Origin of the sequence: Micromonospora sp. NBRC 101691, from assembly GCF_030269285.1 — a bacterium.
Taxonomy (GTDB): Bacteria; Actinomycetota; Actinomycetes; order Mycobacteriales; family Micromonosporaceae; genus Micromonospora; species Micromonospora echinospora.
On record NZ_BSTB01000017.1, the window covers coordinates 39079 to 57506 of the forward strand.

Sequence of the window (18428 nt, forward strand, 5' to 3'; positions counted from 1 at the left end):
GTGGGTTCAGCCGAGGACACGGGAGACGAACTCCCGGGTCCGGGGGTGCTGGGGGGCGCCGAGCACGTCGGCCGGCGGGCCGCTCTCCACGACGACGCCGTCGTCCATGAAGACGAGTGTGTCGCCGACCTCGCGGGCGAAACCGATCTCGTGGGTGACGACGACCATGGTCATGCCGTCGGCGGCGAGGGTCCTCATCACGTCGAGCACCTCACCGACCAGTTCCGGGTCGAGGGCGGAGGTGGGCTCGTCGAAGAGCATGAGGTACGGCTGCATGGCCAGCGCCCGGGCGATCGCGACCCGCTGCTGCTGTCCGCCGCTGAGCTGCGCCGGGTACGCGTCGTACTTGTCGCTGAGACCCACCCGGTCGAGCAGCCGGCGGGCGGCGGCGGTGGCGTCGGCGCGGTTGTGCCGCAGGGCGCGTAGCGGCCCCTCGACCACGTTGCCGAGCGCGGTCATGTGCGGGAAGAGGTTGAACCGCTGGAAGACCATGCCGATCCCGCGCCGCTGCCGGGCGATCTCCCGCTCGTTCAGCTCGTACAGCCGGCCCTGGCGCACCCGGTGGCCGACCAGGTCGTCGCGGACCCACAGCTCACCGTCGTCGATGCGTTCGAGTTGGTTGACGCAGCGCAGGAAGGTGCTCTTGCCCGACCCGGACGGCCCCATCACGCAGAGCACCTCCCCGGCGTGCACGGTCAGGGACACCCCACGCAGCACGTGGACCGGTCCGAACGACTTGTGGATTCCGATGGCCTGGACGACGGGTGTGCCGGTCACGCCTCGTTCTCCTTCTCTCGGCGCGCGAGGGCGCGGGCGGCCCGACGGGTGGTGTGCTGGAAGCCCCGGCCGAACCGTCGTTCGACGAAGTGTTGGATCACGCTGAGCACCGAGACGACCACCAGGTACCAGATCGCCGCGACGATGAGCAGTTCGATGACCCGGTTGTTGGCGTAGTAGATGAACTCGGCGCTCTCCAGGATCTCGCCGTAGGTGATCACTGCGGCGAGCGAGGACATCTTCAGCGTGCTGATGAACTCGTTGCCCAGCGGCGGGACGATCACCCGCATCGCCTGGGGCAGGACCACCCGGCGGCGGATCTGCCCCGGGGTGAGACTGAGCGCCTGGGCGGCCTCGATCTGACCCCGGTCGACCGCCAGGATGCCGGCGCGGACGAGTTCGGCGGTGTACGCGCTCATGTTGATGCCCAGCCCGAGCAGGGCCGCCACGAAGGGCGTCATCACGTCGATGGTGCGGGCCTGGAAACCGCCGAACCCGATGGTCGGGAAGACCAGCGCCAGGTTGTACCAGATCAGCAGTTGCAGCAGCACCGGTACGCCCCGGAACAGCCAGATGTAGCCGAAGGCGACCGTCCGGGTCACCGGGTTGGCCGACATCCGCATCACCGCGACCACGACGCCGAGGACGATGGCCAGCGCCATCGAGCAGAGCGTGATCACGATGGTGTTGCCCAGTCCGTGCAGGATCGCCCCGGCGGTCAGGTACCGGCCGACCACCGGCCACTCGATGCTGCCCTGGGCGAAGGCCCGGGCGAGCAGCGCGAGCAGGACGATCACCAGCGCCGCCGAGATCCAGCGGCCGTGGTGCCGTAGCGGCACCCGGGGCAGGCCGGCGAGTTGTCCCGGTCCCGGTGCCGGCGAGGTGGCGGTTCCACCCCGGTCCGTGCTGGTCATGGTGCCTCCCGTCGGTACTTTCGCCGAGTCTCACCGGCGACGACGGGGTGCGGTACCCGACAGGAGGTCCAGTGGGAACGCCCTGACCAGGACTTCCTGTCCTACCGGGTGCCGGGGCGGCGCTACGTCCGGTCCGGTGGTGGTGGGGTGTCGTCCGGGTCGGCGGCACCGTCGGCGAGCAGGGCGAGCCACAGCTCCATGCGTTCGTAGGCGGAGGCGAGGTCGCGGCCGGTGATCCGCTCGATGCGCTCGATCCGGGCCCGCAGGGTGTGCCGGTGGATGCCGAGTTCGGCGGCGGTCTCGTTCCAGTGCCCGTTGTGCGCAAGGAACGCGCGCAGGGTGCCCAGCAGGGTCCCGTCCCGGCCGCCGTCGTGTTGCTGGAGCGGGCCGAGCACCCGGCGGACGAAGCCCGCGAGCGCCTGGGGTGACTGGGCGTGGAACAGCATCTGGAGGGCTTCCAGGTCGTCGAAGCGGGTCACCGCCCGCCGTTCGGCCTGGCCGACCTCGGCGGCGTGACTGGCCGCGCGGTGCGAGTGCGTGACGCGTTCGACGGGCACCACGTCGCCCAGACCGAGCGCGACGGTGGGACGGACCGAGGCCAGTCGGGCGAGGGCGCGGGCGGTGCGGTCCGAGTCGTCGGTGAGCACGGTGACCCGGGCCTGCCGGCCGGTGGTCTGGACCACCACCGCGCCGGGCAGGTTGGCCTCGCTCATCAGCTCGTTCACCCGGTCGCCCAGGGGGTCGCCCCGGCTCGCGTCACAGAGGTACGTGGCGACCCGCAGGGCCGTGGGGTCGAGGTCCCAGCCGGTGACGTGCTGGTGGGCCACCGTCGGCGCGATCGCGCCACGGAGCAGTTGGAGCAGGGTGTCGGCGCGCAACCGGCGCAGTTGCCGGCTGGCCGCCTGCGACCGTTCCATCTCGAGCGACAGCAGGGCCACCCCGCCGGCCAGCACCATCCGGCTGTAGTCGCTGGCCCGACCCGGCACCCCGGCGACCAGGAAGCCGCGCATCCGGCCCCGGGCGCCGAGAGTGTGGATCGCGATGGACTCGCGCGGGGTGACCACCGCGCTGCTCGCCCGGATGCCCCGTTCCCGGGTGCGCATGAGGTCCGGGAGCAGGGCGGGCAGCCGCTCGCCGGCCTCCGGCGGCCAGGCCCGGACGACGGTCGCCGCCGTGTCGGTGAGCACGGCCCAGCCGTCGACCGCCCGGGAGATCGCGGTGACGATGCCGCCCCGTCCGGACTCCAACGCGGCGGCGGTCAGCGTCTGCTGGGCGTCGAAGGCGCGGGCGATGGTGTCGTAGCGCTCGGCGGCGAGCAGGTTGGACACGCCCTCGGAGATCGCCACGTAGGGCGCGTCGACCGGGATCTCCAGCACGGGCAGGCCGCGTTCCTCGGCGGCGGCCCGCAGCGGTTCGGGGACGTCGGGGTGGTCGAGTCCGACCCCGAAGCCGAGTCCGGCCAGCCCGGCGTCGGCGAGGCGGTGCAGGTACGGCCCGAACTCCGCCGGGTCGGTGATCCGCATACCGGTGGTGAGCAGGAGTTCCCCACCGCGCAACCAGGGGGTCGGGTCCACCGTCTCGCTGACGTGCACCCACCGCACCTCGTTGCCCACGCCGGTGCCGCCGGCCACCATCCGCAGCCGCAGTTCCGGCAGCGCGAGAACCTGCGCGACGGTCACCGCCATCGGCCCCCACCCCCCTGTCGTCGATCATGATTGGACGGCCTGTCTTCGACATGAAGTACAGTCCGACCTGCGGCGACGTGACAATAGGTCGCCTTCCGACAGCCCCGCGGTCGCTTGAACACTGGGGCAACGTCAGCCGATCACCGGCGACGGTCAGGCGGGGTGTGGGGTGCGCCATCACCCGCGAACCCGGAGGAGACAGGTGTGAAGAAGTCAGCCACATGGGTGAGCGTGGCGGTCGCGGCGGCGCTCCTCGCCGGTTGCGGCGGCACGGAGGAGCCGGCGGCCACCGCGTCGTCGGACAACCCGCTCAACGCGATGCTCCCCGAGTCGGTCCGCAAAGCCGGTCGGCTCAACGTCGGCAACAGCCCGGTCTATCCCCCGATGTCCTACCTGCCGGAGGGCACCGAGGACCGGGAGAAGCGGCAGGGTTTCGACGTCGACCTGGCCCGGGCCATCGGCGAGAAGCTCGGCGTCACCGTCACGTTCGTCACCCAGGAGTACGAGCAGTACATCCCGTCCCTGGCCACCGGTCGGATCGACCTGGTGCAGTCCGCCATGCAGGATCTGGAGTCCCGCCGGGAGACGGTCGACTTCGTCGACTACTACACCACCGGGCCGCAGCTGTTCACCCGCGCCGACCGGGCCGGCCAGTTCCCGACCGAGGCCGACGTCTGCGGGCACAAGGTGGCGGTGGACAGCGGCGACACCGGCTACCGGGCGGCGCTCACCGACTTCAACACCCGGGTCTGTGCCGCCGCCGGCAAGCCACCGGTCCAGGAACTGACCACGAACGGCACGGCCGACGCGCTGTTGCAGTTGCAGCAGGACCGCGCCGACGTGAGCATCCGGGGCGCGGAGTCCATCCGGTACGTCACGAAGGAGCAGGAACCCGGCAAGTACGCGCTCATCGGCAAGCCGATCGCGGAGATCCCGGTCGGCATCGGCGTCAGCAAGAAGCAGACGCAGTTGCGCGACGCGGTGGCGGCGGCGCTCAAGGCGCTGATCGAGGACGGCACCTACGCCAAGATCGGCGAGAAGTGGGGCCTGTCGGACATCCTGCGTCCGGCGGTGACCGTCAACGGCCAGCCGGTGGCCTGACCGTGACCGTCACCGTCCTGCGCGGCGGCACCGTGTTCACCCCGCAGCCGGCCGGCACCGCCGACGTGGTCGTCGGTGGACGTGACGTCCTCGCGGTGACGGCGTCCGGCGACCCGACCGGCGGGCCGCCGGTCGGGTCGCCGGACGCGGTGTACGACTGCGCCGGCCTGCTGGTGGTGCCCGGGCTGGTCGACGGGCACCTGCACATCGTCGGTGGCGGCGGCGGCGCGGGATACCACTCCCGGATCCCGGAGCTGCCGGCCGACGTGATCGTCGAGGCCGGCACCACCACCTGCGTCGGGATGCCCGGCGTCGACCCGGTCAGCAAGGGGCCGGAGACGCTGCTCGCCCGGGCGTACGCCCTGCCGGTCGCCGGCCCACGCGCCTGGGTGATGGCCGGCGGGTTCCACTGGCCGCCGCCCACCCTGACCGGGTCCCTGCTGCGGGACCTCTACCTGCTGCCACACCTGGTCGGCGTCAAGATCGCCCTGTACGAGCACAAGGCCACCTGCCCGGACCTCGCCGACCTCACCCGGCTGCTGCGGGAGCTGGAGTGGGCGGCCGGGGCCACCGGCCGGGCGGCCCTGCTGCACGTACACCTCGGCACCGCAGGCGGCGACCCGGACCTGCTCCCCCGGGCGCTGGACGCCTCCGGCGCAAACCCGCGCCGGCTCCAGGTGACCCATGCCAACTACAGCCCCGGCACACTCGACCTGGCCGCCCGGATCGGTGCCGCCGGTTCCTGGGTCGACGTCAACCCGCTGATCAACCCGGCCCGCATCGCCGGTGCGGTGGCCCCGGTCGACGCGGTCGCGGAACTGCTCGCCCGAGGGGTGCCGGCCGACCGGCTCACCCTCAGCAGCGACGGGAACGCCTCGGTGCCCCGGACGCTGCCGGACGGCACCCGGGAGGAGTTCGCCTACCGGGTGGAGCTGCTGCCGACCGTCCGGGCGCTTGTCGACACCGGCACCCTCGACCTGCCCCGCGCCCTGGCCCTGGTGACCCGGAACCCCGCCACCGCGCTCGGCCTGACCGGTGCCGGCACGCTGCGGCCCGGCGTACCGGCCGACGTCGTCGTGCTCGACCCGCAGTTGCGGGTCCGCCGGGTGTTCCGGGACGGCGCCGAACTGGTCCGGGACGGCCGGGCGGTCACCCCCGCCCCGTTCCGTCCGTCGCCGGGCGAGGTCGCCACCGGCGCGGGCCCGGACACCGGGAGCCGCTGATGCGACACGTGCTCTTCCAGGACCCGCCGGCGTCCGCCGGGCCGCCGGTGCCGGTCTGGATCGACGCTTCCACCCCGACGCCCGGCCCCGACCAGGTGCTGATCGAGGTGCACGCCGCCGGGCTCAACCGCGCCGACCTGCTGCAACGCGACGCCGACTACCGGCCGCCGGCCGGCGAGTCGGCGGTGCCGGGGCTGGAGTGCGCCGGTCGGATCGTCGCGCTGGGCAGCGGGGTCACCGACCTGCGGATCGGTGACCGGGTCTGCGCCCTGCTCGGCAGCGGCGGGTACGCCACCCACGTCGTCGCGCCACGGGCCCAGGTGCTGACGGTGCCCGACGGGTGGAGCATGACCGAGGCCGCCGCGCTGCCGGAGGCCCTGGCCACCGCCTGGTGGAACCTGCGGACGCTCGGCGGCCTGCGCCCCGGCGACCGGGTGCTGGTGCACGCGGCCAACTCCGGCGTGGGCACCATGGCCGTCCGCCTGGCCCGGGCGCTCGGCGCGAGCGTCGCCGGTACGGTCCGCACCGCCGCGCTGGCCGAACGGGTCCGGGTCCTCGGCGCCGACCCGGTGGTGGTGTCCACGGCGCCCGGCGCGGAGCGGACCCTGCGGGAGCAGGCTCCGGAGGGCTTCGACATCGTGCTCGACCTGGTCGGCGCGGCAGTCGCCGGTCTCACCCTGACCGGGCTGCGCACCGGCGGCCGGTGGCTCTGCGTCGGCGTGCTCAGCGGCGACGAGGTCGCCCTCAGCCTGCGCACCGTGATCCGGCGTCGGCTCGTGCTGACCGGCGGGTCGATCCGCAGCCTGCCGGCCGCCGAGAAGGCCGCCGTCATCGCCGACGTGCGGCGCTGCGGGCCGTGGGCGGCACCGGACGCGCTCCGCCCGGTGCTCGCCGCCGCGTACCCGGCGGCCGGGGTCACCGCCGCCCTGGAACACCTGGAACGCGGTGGCCTGCTCGGCAAGATCGTGCTCGATCTCACCCGCTGACCCCGCTCCCCGATCCGCCCTCAGCCCCCTGGAGTTGCCGTGACCCCGACCGCACCCGCCCCGAGTCCCGCCCCGGAACGCGTCGGACTGGCGCTCGGCTACGACCCGGGGGTGTCCGTCCGGCAGATGGCCGACTCGGCCGCCGCCGCCGAGCGGGCCGGTTTCGACACCGCCTTCTTCTCCGAGACGCTCTTCACCAACCGCGACTCGGTCAGCGCCCTCGCCGCGTTCGGACTGGCCACCGAACGGGTCACCCTCGGCACCACCCAGGTGGTCCGGCTGCGCAGCCCGCTGGTGATGGCGCAGACGGCGGCCACCCTCGACGAGCTGAGCGGCGGGCGGCTCGTCCTGGTCGTCGGGGCGTTCACCGCCAAGCACGCCGCCCGCAACGGCCGGCCGTTGACGGACCCGGTCACCACCCTGCGCGAGTACGTCGAGTCGATCCGGGCGCTGCTCACCGGGGAACGGGTCACCTACCGGGGCGAGGTGGTGCAGCTCGACGACGTGGGCCTGAACTTCACCCCGCTCCGGCCGGACATCCCGATCTGGATCGCCGCCGCCAGCCGCCGGGGGCTGGTCAACGCGGCGGCGCTCGGCGACGGCGTGCTGCTCGACGCCGGGACGTCCCCCGAGTACTCGGCCAACGCGGTCGAGCTGCTCCGGCGCAGCTGCGAGAAGATCGACCGGGACCCGGCCGAGCTGACCGTGGCGCAGTTGGTCAACACCTCCATCGAGGACGACCGGGAGACCGCCGTCGCCGCGATCCGCTGGGAAGTCGCGACCAAGTTCACCTACGCGTCCACGCCGAAGGCCAAGATGTCGGTGGGCGAACCGACCATCGACCCGGACGACCTGCCCCGGTTCGCCGACGCCTTCGCCCGGGGCGGCAAGGCCGCGCTCCAGGAGATCCTGCCCGAGCGGTACGTCACCTCGTTGACCGCCACCGGCACCGCCGACGACGTGCGGGCCCGGATCGCCGCGTACCGGCAGGCCGGGGTCACCCTGCCACTGGTCCGCCCGGCCGCGCCGCACCAGCTCGACCGGCTGTTGCGCACCTTCGGCCACCCCGGGGTGGGGTGACCGGCACAGAGCCGACCGGCGGGGTGACCGGCACAGAGCCGACCGGCGGGGTGGCCGGCACAGAGCCGACCGGCGGCGCGGGGCACGTCGCCGACCAGCACCGGTCGCGCCGACTCAGCGGGTGACCGGCGTGGGGCAGGAGTCCAGCCAGCGCCGGTACCAGCGGGCGAAGCCCAGCGGCGTGCCGTCCTCGTCGAGGAGCGGCCGGAGACCGCCCCCTTCGGCCCTGTCGTCGGCCCACATCTGCCCGCGGGCCGGGCCGCTGACCACCAGCGCCTCCCGCAGAGCGCACCCGAGGTGACAGAGGTAGAGCAGGCCGACGGAGTGCGCGTCGGTGTAGACCGCCGAGTCGTACAACTCCTGGTAGGCGTCCTCGGCGGCCTCCAACGCCTCGGGCGAGTCGAAGTCGTCCTCGTCGGGCTGCGGGGGCAGGTCGTCGGCCGGGTTGAACGCCTCGGTGTGCGCGAAGGGCTGGCCGAGGGTGTCCAGGTCGGTCAGGTCGGCCCCGTCGCCCTCCCACCGCCACCCCGGCCCGGTCCGGCGCAGCGGGAAGAGTCCGTACGCCGGACCGGCACCGCCACGGCCCGCCGTCAGCAGGAACGACCGGTACTCGGCGGGCAGCTCCAGCCGCAGTTGTCCCTCCAGTTCCGCCAGCTCCGCCTCGGACAGCGGCGGTTCGAGGACGAACCCGTGCTCGTCGGCGCCGAAGACCTCCCCGGCCTGCGGGTCGGCGGCCAGCCGGGCGAGTCGGGGCGGTACGTCGGACCAGTCGTCAGTCATGGCCGGCACCGTACCGGTGGCCGCCGACAGCGTCCGCCGGCCCACCCGTACGCCGGATCGGGCCGGTCGGCGCGCGGTGGTGACCTGCGGCCCGGCCCCTGCGGAGGTGTCGGTGGCCACCCGTACGGTGTGCGCTCGTGAACGCGCTTCAGACCTACCGCTACCTCCGGCCGTCCGCCCTGAGCGACGGTGACCTGGCCCTGCAGACCAGCGGCGGCCCCTCGGCGAACCCCCGCTTCTTCGTCGGCTTCCTCACCGCGCCCCGGGCCGCCGCGTCCGGGCTGCTGGCGGTCGCCGAGGTCGCCCGCACCCGCTACCACCAGCCGGTCAACCCGGCGAGCCTGGACCCGGTGGTCACCGGCAGCCGGGACCGGCTGCGGTTCGAGTCCTTCTCCGGCTGCTGCGGGGTGTACGCGCGCCTCGACGTCTCCCCCGCCGGCTTCGACGGCGACGTCGTCGAGCACGGCACCACCAACGTGGACGTCAACGCGCCGCTGCGGGAGGCGCTGGCCCGGGTCGGCGGCCTCGACCCGCTGCACCTGTCGGTCGGCCCGGACGACCTCACCGTGTCGACCATGGACGGTCCGGTGGTGGAGAAGAAGGTGCCGCTGCCGGCCCGCTGGCTGCGCGGCTTCGCCGAGGTGCACGTGCTGGCCGCCGAGATGACCCTGCGCGCCGAGGTCCCGGCGACCGAGGCGGCGGCGTTCCTGCGCCGGCTGCCGTCCGCCGGTGACCGGTCGGTGCTCTGGGCGGTGCCGGCGGGCCGGACGCTACGGCTGACCTCCCGCCCCGGGCCGGGGGCGATCTGCCTGGCCGGGGCCGGTCGGCTGGCCGCGCTGCGCGGACTGCTGCGCTTCGCCACGACGCTGCGCGTGTACGGACCGGCGGTGGGCGCCGGGTCACCGGCGGCGGCGAGCGTCTGGGAGCTGGACACCGGCGGGATGCGGCTGTCGCTGACCCTGTCCCCGGAACCGTACCGGGGGTTCTCCGGCGAGGGCGGCGTCCTGGCGTCCCTGGCCTCCGACGACGTCACCGACGACGCCGCGCTGGTCAGCGTGCTGCTGTCCTGGGATCCGACGATCGACGTGCCGACGTTGGCCGCGCAGGCGGGCCTGACCGACGAGCGGGTCCGGGCCGCCCTGGTGCAGTTGGGCACCGCCGGCCGGGTCGGGTACGACGTGGCCGAGCAGGCGTACTTCCACCGGGTGCTGCCGTACGACGCCGGCCGGGCCGAGCGGGACAATCCCCGGCTGGTCGGGGCGCGGGCGCTGGTGGAGGCCGGGGCGGTGGGCCGGGACGGGGACGTCGCCACGGTCAGCCACGGCACCGAGGTCTACCGGGTCCGTCGCCTCCCCGACGGTGGGTACACCTGCACCTGCCGGTGGTGGAGCCGGCACCGGGGCGAACGGGGACCGTGCAAGCACGCGCTCGCCGTGTCCATGGTGGAGGTGTCGGCGTGACCGACGGACGCTTCGACTACCTGAAGACCGGGGGCGTCCGGGCCGCGAAGGTGGCGGTCACCGGACTCACCGACGAGCAGCGCCGCGACATGGCGAAGGCCCTGCTGGTCCACATCCGTGGACAGGAGAACCCCTGGTTCTGGGAGGGCCGGGCCACCGCCCTGGCGGTGGTGGCGGTGGGCTGTCTGCCCAGCGCCGCCCAGGCCGCCCAACTGCTCGGCCGGCGGTCGGTCTCGCTGCGCGCGGTGCAGACCAGGCTGGTGGTCGAGGTGGCGCGGGAGCGGGGCGTGACCTGGCTGGCCGACCTGGCGTACCGCCTGGCGGACAAGTTGCCACGCACCGATCCGGACGACGGGTGGGAGTTCATCGGCGGGCTGCTCACCGCCGAGCAGGCCCCGCCGCCGACCGGGGACCTCTTCGTCACCGGATGGGTACGGCACCTGGCCTGGCCACGGGAGCAGCGGCAGCGGGGCGTCCCGCTGGTGGAGCGGCTGGCCGCCGACCCGTTCCTCGACGCTCTGCTGCCCCGCCTCTTCGAGGTCGACGGCATCGGTGTGAACATGTCGTTCGACGCCCTCTGGTCCCAGGACAGGGACGACCCGGAGAGCCGGGAGAAGATGGCCCTGCCCCGGGCGCTGGCAGCGCTCGCCGGCACCGGCCGACTGGACCGGGCGGTCCTGCTCGACGGGTGCCTCAGTCGGCTGCTGCGCGACGACCGGCCGGCGGCGCTGCGCGCCTTCACCGCCCTGCTCGACCAGCTCGCCCCGACCGGGGCGGAGGTGGCCGACCGGGCCGCCGGCTACCTGCGGCTACTCGCGGACGCCCCGGCGCCGGTCGCGACGATGGCCCAGAAGGCGCTGCGGCAGTGGGACGGCGCAGCGATCGAGGACGTGCTCGACGCGTCCCGGGCGGTGCTGGCCCGGCCGGACAAGGCCCTGGTGAAGGCCCAGCTGAGCTGGCTCGACCGGCTCGCCCGCCGGCTGCCGGACCGGGCCGCCGAGATCGCCGAGGTGATCGCGGAGGCGCTCGACCACCCCGCCGCCGACATCCGGGACCGGGTCGCCACGCTGACCGCCCGGCACGGCCACGCGCCCGCGCCGGCCGTGGTCACCGTCGTCGGGGACGAACTGCCGCCGCCGGCCGGACCGCTGCCCGCGCCGCCGCCGATCACCGACCCGGACGAGTTGGCCGAGGAGGTCGGGGCCCTGCTGGACGGCAGGACGGAGGCCCTGCCACTGGACCGGGTGCTCGACGGGGTGGTCCGCCTGGCCGGCACCGACCGGCCCACCCTGCACCGGGCGCTGGTCCCGGTGCTGGACCGGCACCGGCACCGCATGTACGAGCACCGGTGGGACCCGTGCTGCATCTGCGAGCTGGTCGGCGGGGTGCTGTACACGGCCGCCGACCCGGCGCGGTCCCCCGACCGGCGTGGCCGGTGGCAGGCGCTGACGGCCGCGGTCGGCCGGACGCCCGAGCCGGACCTGGACAGTCCCGCCCCGGCCCGGGTGCCCGCCCTGCACCGGCTGTGGCGGGCCCGGATCGCCGAGGTCGGCATGCGGATCGGCGAGTCCGCCTACCCGGGGCTGCTCGCCATGCCGACCTCGGCCACCGGGGCCGTCGACCCGATGGCCCTCTACGAGCGGATCGCCCGCCTCGGCTCGGACGGCCCGTGGCGGTGGGACCTCACCCAGGCGTTGCTGCGGCTGCCCCCCGGGCCCGACGAGCCGCTCGCCGCGAAGGCGCGGGCGCTGCGCAGCCCGGCCGGTGACCGGCTCGCCACCTGGCTGCGCGACGGTGGACTGCCCGCTCCGGTCACCGAGGTCCTCACCGTGCCCCGACGGGAGCGCCGCAAGCCCGTCCGGAAATGGTCTACCGACTGGGAGTACGACCAGTTGCCCGAGCGGCGGCGGCAGGTACGGCTCACCCCGCCCGAGGGGTACGCCGACCGGTTCGGGCTGCTCACCGTGCCGCCCGTGCCCCTCGGCGGCAACCAGGGCGACCGGGCGGCGTTCTGGGCGTCGGCGCTGCCCTGGCATCCGGGTGTGGTGGCGGCGCACGCGCTGCCCGAGGTCGCCGGCGCCGCCGACCAGGACGTCCGGGGGGCCACGGCGGTCCTGCCGGTGCTCGCCGAGAGCGGCGGCGCGGGTGGCCCCGCCCTCGACCTGGCCCTGGCGTACGGACTGGGGGCCCGGCACGAGGCCGACCGGATCGCCACCCTCGACGCCCTCCTCATGCTCGCCGCCGCCGGCACCCTGGACGCCCCGGCGGTCGGCGGCCACCTCGGCACGCTGGTCACCGACGGCAACGTGCTGCCCACCCGGGCGGTGTCCCCGCTGCGGGACGCGGCCACCGCCGGCGCCCCGCTGAGCACGTGGCGGCTGCTCGCCGCCGCCCTGCCGGCGCTGCTCGCCGCGCCGACCGCGCCCCGGGGCACCCCGGACCTGCTGAGCCTGGCGGCCGAGACGGCCACCCGCACCGGTGTGCGGATCGAGGTGCCGGGGCTGGCCGAGGTCGCCGGACGGGGTGGTTCGAGCCGACTGGTCCGCGAGGCGCGACGGCTCGCCGAGGCGCTCGCCCGGTAACCCGCGACGACGGGCCGCCCGGCGCACGGGCGGCCCACACTCCCCGGATCGGACCGGGTGCCCGTTCCATTGACATGCGTACCCGCTCCGACCAGGATGGGCGCACCGATCGTCCACCCCCGACCGGTTCCGGGACCAGCGGTGCGCCGACCCTCCCGCCAGCCACCGCCGGGTCCACGCCCGTACCAGCTGTGCCGGATCGCCCGCTCCCGTCCGACGCGAAAGGCGGCGACAGATGCCCCGACCCGTTCCCTCCCGCTGGCGACGACGGTTCCCCGTGGCGACCGCCGCCGGCGCCGCCCTGCTCATGCTGGCCAGCCCGGCCACGGCGGTCAGCGGCACCCCGGCCGGCGGTACCCGCGCCGACGCGCCCGCCGCCCTCGACCGTCCCGCCGACGAGCAGGCGTCCGTGGTGGAGGTGTTCCTCGCCGACCAGGCCGCCCTGGACGAACTGGTGGCCACCGGCGTCGACCTCGACCACCACGTCACCCGCACCGGAACCGGGATCGTGGTGCACGCCGTGGTGACCCCGACCGAGACCGCCGCGCTGCGGCGGATGGGCTACCGGATCGGCGCGACCCTGCACGACCCGGCCGACTCCGCGCAGCGGATCGCCGAACGGGAGGCGACGATCGCCGGGCACCGGGCCGACAACCGCCGGTTCTCCGCGAGCCTCGCCCCGTCGGCGACCGCGTCGGACGTCCGGATCATCCGGGCCGACTACTACACCTCCGGCACCGACCAGGTGCTCTCGGTCGAGGCGAAGTGGGGTCAGGGGCAGACCGCCAGCGACGCGCTGACCGTGGCCCGGGACAGCGGCCCCGGCACGGAGATCGGCTCCGGCGGCACCCAGACCATCTCCCGGTTCGTCGACGCCGGGGTGTACCTGTACCACCGGGGCGCGGCCACGGTCACCGCCCGGCCGCACCGGATCCAGGTGACCAGCCCGACCGGGGACGTGGCGGTCGCCGAGGTCACCGAGTGGCTGCCCGTCCCGGACGACGATCCGGAGGGGCCGGGCTACCAGAAGGACTTCGTCACCAGCTACCTGACCCCGACCGAGCTGTACGCGCGGATCCGGCAGCTCGCCGCCGACCACCCGAGGCTGGCCGAGGTGGTCGAGCTGCCGTACAAGACGAACGGGTACCGGCGCAAGGCGCAGGTGGTGCTCGGCGGCAGCGCCGCCGCCAGCCGGGTCGCGGTCGACTCGCTCGCCTGGGGCCACCAGGGCGGCAACGACATCTCCGTGGAGCTGGCCGACCCGGGTGCCGCCGACCGGCCGCTCACCGTGACCGTCACCGGTCCGGCGGTCCGGGTCGAGCTGGCCACCGACGCCGCCGGGGCGGTCACCAGCACCGCCGCCGAGGTGGTCGCGGCACTCAACGCGCGCGCCGGCACCCTGGTCCGGGCCTACACCTACCGGGGTGACGCCGGTGCCGGAGTGGTCGCCCCGGTCGCCCGGACACCGTTGACCGACAACCTCAAGGCGCCGGCGAGCGTGTCCCGCGACCCGCACCCGGTGTACGCGATCCGGATCGGCAAGCACCGGGACGGCTCCCGCACCGGTGTACTGGCATACGCCCAGGAACACGCTCGCGAGTGGGTGCCCCCGCTGGTGACCATCGAGACCGCCGAACGGCTGCTGCGCAACTACGCGCACGACCGGCAGACCCGGCAGTTGCTGGACACCCTGGACATCTGGATCGCCCCGTCGATCAACCCGGACGGCGGGCACTACTCCTTCTACGACTTCGCCTCGCAGCGCAAGAGCATGACCAACCACTGTCCGACCGGGGACGCGGCCGACGCCCTGGCCCGCAACTCCTGGGGCGTGGACAACAACCGTAACTACACCGAGTACAGCCTCTTCGACGGCTACGCGGGCGCGTCGACGAGCTGCACCAGCGGCAGCTACGCCGGGCCGTCGGAGCTGTCCGAGCCGGAGAACCGGAACCTGGACTGGCTGGCGCGGCGCGGGAACATCAGGTTCTCGATGAACCTGCACTCCTCCGGCAACTACTTCATGTGGTCGCCCGGCGCGTACTCGCTGCCGGACCGGGTCTCCGCGCCGCGTCCGACGCTGGCCGAGGAGTCGTTCTTCTGGGGCGCCTCGTCCCGGATCCTCACCGCCATCAAGCGGCACCGCAACCTGGCGGTCACCCCGGCCCGGACCGGCCCGATCTCCGACGTGCTCTACTCCGCGGCCGGCAACTCCGGTGACATGCTCTGGTACCGGTACGGCATCTACGCCTGGAACTTCGAGGTCGGCAACAGCTTCCAGCCAGCCTGGGACGAGGCGCACGAGCAGACCCTGGAGTACGCCAACGGCCTGGTCGAGCTGATGCGGGTGGCCCGTGACTTCGACAAGGACCGCACCCGGCCGGAGAGCACGATGGCGGTGACGCCGAACGCCGCCCCGGGCATGGTGAGCGTGCGGTTCGAGGTCAGCGAGCCGGCGGCGGTGTTCTACACCCTCGACGGCGGCCGGCCGACCTACACGTCCACCCTGTACGCCTCGGCGGGCATCCGGGAGGGGGCGGAGACGCTGACCGTCCCGGCCGGCACGCGGGTCCACTGGTTCTCGGTGGACGCGGCCGGCAACGTGGAGGGCAACTACCGGCCGGACGGCCACGGTCGCAACTTCAACAAGGACCGGGCGGTGCTGCCCCGGGGCTGACCCGGGTGACCGGACGAACACGTGGGGCGGTGGCCGACCTGGCCGCCGCCCCACGCCGCGTCCGGGGATCAGGGCGTGGTCAGCGACGCCGGTGCCCACCGGCTTGCCCACCGGACCGGCAGCCATCCATACTGACAGATGTTCCTGAGCCGGACGTGATCGGGCACCGGGCAGTTCCCGATCGGCACCTCCCCACATCCAGTGATGCTCAGGAGGATCCATCCATGACGGCGAGATTCAAGCTGCTGGGCGCTGCCCTGGTGGCCGCCGCGATCACCGTGTTGGCCGCCGTGACGGTCCCCGCGCCCGCGTCCGCCGCGGCGCTGACCGAGGTGACCGGCTTCGGGCCCAACCCCAGCAACCTCCGCATGTACCTCTACGTCCCGGACCGCGTCGCGCCCCGGCCCGCACTGGTGGTCGCGGTGCACTACTGCACCGGCAGCGGACCGGCGATGCACTCCGGCACCCAGTACGCCGCGCTCGCCGACCGGTACGGCTACATCGTGGTGTACCCGTCGGTGACCCGCAGCAGCAAGTGCTTCGACGTGTCGTCGCCGCAGGCGCTGCGGCGCGACGGCGGCAGCGACCCGGTGGGCATCATGTCCATGGTCGACCACGTCCGGCAGCGGTACGACGTCGACCCGGCCCGGATCTTCGCCACCGGCATCTCGTCCGGGGCGATGATGACCAACGTCCTGCTCGGCCTCTACCCCGACGTGTTCAGCGCCGGGTCGGCCTTCTCCGGCGTGCCGTTCGGCTGCTTCGCCACCACCGACGGGTCGGAGTGGAACAGCCAGTGCGCCAACGGCCAGATCGTCCGGACGCCCCAGCAGTGGGGGGACCTGGTCCGCAACGCCCACCCCGGATACACCGGCCCGCGTCCGAGGATGCAGACCTGGCACGGCACGAACGACGAGACCCTGCGGTACCCCAACTTCGGTGAACAGATCAAGCAGTGGACCAACCTGCACGGGTTGAGCCAGACGCCCACGTACACCGACAGCCCGCAGTCCGGCTACACCCGCACCCGGTACGGCGGGTCCGGCCCGACCGCCCCGGTCGAGGCGATCAGCATGCAGGGCGTGTCGCACAACCTGCCGGTCGACGCCGCGCAGGCGATCCGCTTCTTCGGCATCGACACCACGCCACCGACCAGCGCACCGCCGACCACGCCGCCGCCGACCACGCCCCCGCCCGGGCCGGGAACCTGCCGGATCGGTTACACGGTCAGCTCCTGGAACACCGGCCTGACCGCGTCGGTCACCATCACCAACACCGGCGGCACCACGATCGACGGCTGGAACCTGACCTTCCCGCTGCCCGCCGGACAGACCGTGACCAGCGGGTGGAACGCCACGTACGCGCCGTCGAGCGGAACGGTCACCGCCCGCAACGTCGCCTACAACGGCACGATCGCCCCGAACGCCTCGGTCAGCATCGGTTTCCAGGCCACCCACACCGGCAACACCGGCGCGCCCGCCTCGTTCGCCCTCAACGGCACCACCTGCTCGACCGGCTGAGCCGACACGAGAAGCGGCGGGACACCGTCCGGTGTCCCGCCGCCGCTCGCCGTACCGTCACCGGCCGGGCGGGTCAGCCCGCCGTGCAGGTGGGGGTGCCGGTCGGGCCGGCACCGGTGCCCTGGAAGCCGAACTCGGTGCTGGCCCCGGGGGTCAGCTGGCCGTTGTAGTCGACGTTACGGAAGGTCAACGCGCCGGCGGTGCCGCTGGCCCGCGCGCTCCAGGTGTTCGTCAGCGCGCTGCCCGACGGCAGGGTGAGCGCGACCGTCCAGCCGTTGAGGCCGGCGGCACCGGCGGTCACCCGGACCGTGGCCACGAACCCACCGGTCCACGAGTTCAGCGACACCGTGGCGGCGCAGGCCCCGCCGGGCGGCGGCGTCGTCGGCGGCGGGGTGGTCGGCGGGGGCGTGGTCGGCGGCGGGGTGGTGGGCGGCGGAGTGGTGCCGCCACCGTTCAGGGCGTTCAGGGTCGAGGTGTACGCCGGCTTCTTGTTGCCGCTGCCGTCGAAGAGCAGCGGGGTGCCGCTGGCCCGCCAGGAGTCGGTGTCCCGGATGCCCCAGACGGTGATGCCGGTGCACCGGGCCACGGCCAGGCAGGCCCGGACCACCCGGCCGTAGTTGTCGGCCTGCGCCTGCCCCGAGCCCTCGATGTCCAACTCGGTGATCTGCACGTCGACGCCGAGCGCGGCGAAGCTCGACAGCGTCGTCTGGTAGTTCGCCGGCACCGGCGACTGGGGGTTGAAGTGGGACTGGAGACCGACGCAGTCGATCGGGACGCCCCGGGCCTTGAAGTCGCGGACCATGGTGTAGACGGCCTGGGTCTTGGCGTGGGTCCAGTCGTCGGTGTTGTAGTCGTTGTAGCAGAGCTTGGCGGTCGGGTCTGCGGCCCGCGCGGTCCGGAACGCCACCTCGATCCAGTCGTTGCCGGTCCGCTGGAGGTTGGAGTCACGGCGGGCGCCGGTGCTGCCGTCGGCGAACGCCTCGTTCACCACGTCCCAGGAGTGGATCTTGCCTCGGTAGTAGCTGGCCACCTGGGTGATGTGGTTGACCATCGCCGACCGCAACGCGGTCCCGCTCATGTTCTGCGCCCAGCCGGGCTGCTGGGAGTGCCAGGCCAGGGCGTGGCCGCGCACCATCATCCCGTTGGCCCGGGCGTGGTTGACGATCCGGTCGGCGTTGGCGAAGGTGAACTGGCCCTGCGACGGTTCGGTCGCGTCCCACTTCATCTCGTTCTCCGCCGTGACCGAGTTGAACTCGCGGTTGAGGATGCCGACATAGACGGAGTCGGAGAGCTTGTTCGCGGACACCGCGGTGCCGAAGTAGCGGCCCGTCTCGCCGGCCGCCGTCGCGAGGGTGGTCCCGGCACTGGCGCTGGAGGACGCCACGACCACCGCGGTGGCGACGAGAGCGACTCCGAGCGCGGCCGACAACCACCCCGCGCGGGTCCGTGATCCGGTAACCGGACGCCCGCGGTCGCGGGCGAACAGGTCGTTCATGACAGCTGCCTTTCGCTGAGCTGCACGGATGGGGAAGGTCGCCCCGACCACTGCCCCACCATGGCGGCCGGCTCGGCGTCGGCGTGGTCGCCCGGAAGCCACGTCGACCGGTCCGGCTGCTCGACCACCATGGGTTGATCGAAGCTCC

The 18428-nt window shown here is 73.8% G+C and carries 13 protein-coding genes; 8 read left to right on the top strand and 5 right to left on the bottom strand.

The genetic code is table 11. The features are described 5' to 3' along the window. Positions 1-6 precede the first annotated feature (6 nt). The 3 genes from QSK20_RS23400 to QSK20_RS23410 all read right to left on the bottom strand — a co-directional run bounded on the left by QSK20_RS23400 (position 7) and on the right by QSK20_RS23410 (position 3376). Positions 7-777 carry an amino acid ABC transporter ATP-binding protein gene (locus QSK20_RS23400; protein ID WP_285790753.1) on the bottom strand — a complete coding sequence of 257 codons (771 nt, stop codon included), beginning with the start codon at positions 775-777 and terminating at the stop codon, positions 7-9. Then, positions 774-1691 (bottom strand): amino acid ABC transporter permease, encoded by a 918-nt coding sequence (locus QSK20_RS23405; RefSeq protein WP_285790754.1) that lies wholly within the window; start codon positions 1689-1691, stop codon positions 774-776. The genes QSK20_RS23400 and QSK20_RS23405 overlap by 4 nt, the downstream gene beginning before the upstream one ends. 122 nt (positions 1692-1813) lie before the next feature. Further along, complete coding sequence (locus QSK20_RS23410; RefSeq protein WP_285790755.1) at positions 1814-3376, bottom strand: PucR family transcriptional regulator; 1563 nt, start codon at positions 3374-3376, stop codon at positions 1814-1816. Positions 3377-3580: 204 nt separating this feature from the next. Between QSK20_RS23410 and QSK20_RS23415 the strand changes: the two genes are divergently transcribed. Genes QSK20_RS23415 through QSK20_RS23430 form a run of 4 tightly spaced genes read left to right on the top strand, consistent with a single transcriptional unit; the run spans position 3581 to position 7766 of the window. Then, positions 3581-4477 (top strand): ABC transporter substrate-binding protein, encoded by an 897-nt coding sequence (locus QSK20_RS23415; protein ID WP_285790756.1) that lies wholly within the window; start codon positions 3581-3583, stop codon positions 4475-4477. Positions 4478-4479: 2 nt separating this feature from the next. After that, positions 4480-5700, top strand: a complete 1221-nt coding sequence (locus QSK20_RS23420) for an amidohydrolase family protein (protein ID WP_285790757.1) — start codon at positions 4480-4482, stop codon at positions 5698-5700. Further along, positions 5700-6686 (top strand): alcohol dehydrogenase catalytic domain-containing protein, encoded by a 987-nt coding sequence (locus QSK20_RS23425; protein WP_285790758.1) that lies wholly within the window; start codon positions 5700-5702, stop codon positions 6684-6686. The genes QSK20_RS23420 and QSK20_RS23425 overlap by 1 nt, the downstream gene beginning before the upstream one ends. A 39-nt stretch (positions 6687-6725) precedes the next feature. Then, positions 6726-7766 carry an LLM class flavin-dependent oxidoreductase gene (locus QSK20_RS23430; protein WP_285790759.1) on the top strand — a complete coding sequence of 347 codons (1041 nt, stop codon included), beginning with the start codon at positions 6726-6728 and terminating at the stop codon, positions 7764-7766. A gap of 114 nt (positions 7767-7880) precedes the next feature. Here QSK20_RS23430 and QSK20_RS23435 read toward each other — a convergent pair whose 3' ends face one another. Continuing rightward, positions 7881-8546, bottom strand: coding sequence for an SMI1/KNR4 family protein (locus tag QSK20_RS23435; protein ID WP_285790760.1), 666 nt, complete (start codon positions 8544-8546; stop codon positions 7881-7883). A 137-nt stretch (positions 8547-8683) separates the two neighbouring features. Here QSK20_RS23435 and QSK20_RS23440 point away from each other — a divergent pair, with 137 nt between their 5' ends. The 4 genes from QSK20_RS23440 (at position 8684) to QSK20_RS23455 (ending at position 16785) form a co-directional block, all read left to right on the top strand. Beyond that, positions 8684-10006, top strand: a complete 1323-nt coding sequence (locus QSK20_RS23440) for an SWIM zinc finger family protein (protein ID WP_285790761.1) — start codon at positions 8684-8686, stop codon at positions 10004-10006. Next, positions 10003-12588, top strand: a complete 2586-nt coding sequence (locus tag QSK20_RS23445; protein ID WP_285790762.1) for a DUF6493 family protein — start codon at positions 10003-10005, stop codon at positions 12586-12588. Before QSK20_RS23440 ends, QSK20_RS23445 begins: the two co-directional genes overlap by 4 nt. A gap of 235 nt (positions 12589-12823) precedes the next feature. Further along, positions 12824-15265 carry a M14 family metallopeptidase gene (locus tag QSK20_RS23450; RefSeq protein ID WP_285790763.1) on the top strand — a complete coding sequence of 814 codons (2442 nt, stop codon included), beginning with the start codon at positions 12824-12826 and terminating at the stop codon, positions 15263-15265. A 224-nt stretch (positions 15266-15489) separates the two neighbouring features. Next, positions 15490-16785: an extracellular catalytic domain type 1 short-chain-length polyhydroxyalkanoate depolymerase gene (locus QSK20_RS23455; RefSeq protein ID WP_285790764.1), complete on the top strand. Its 1296-nt coding sequence runs from the start codon at positions 15490-15492 to the stop codon at positions 16783-16785. A 73-nt stretch (positions 16786-16858) separates the two neighbouring features. Here QSK20_RS23455 and QSK20_RS23460 read toward each other — a convergent pair whose 3' ends face one another. After that, positions 16859-18280, bottom strand: coding sequence for a glycoside hydrolase family 10 protein (locus QSK20_RS23460; protein WP_285790765.1), 1422 nt, complete (start codon positions 18278-18280; stop codon positions 16859-16861). Positions 18281-18428: the final 148 nt, after the last annotated feature.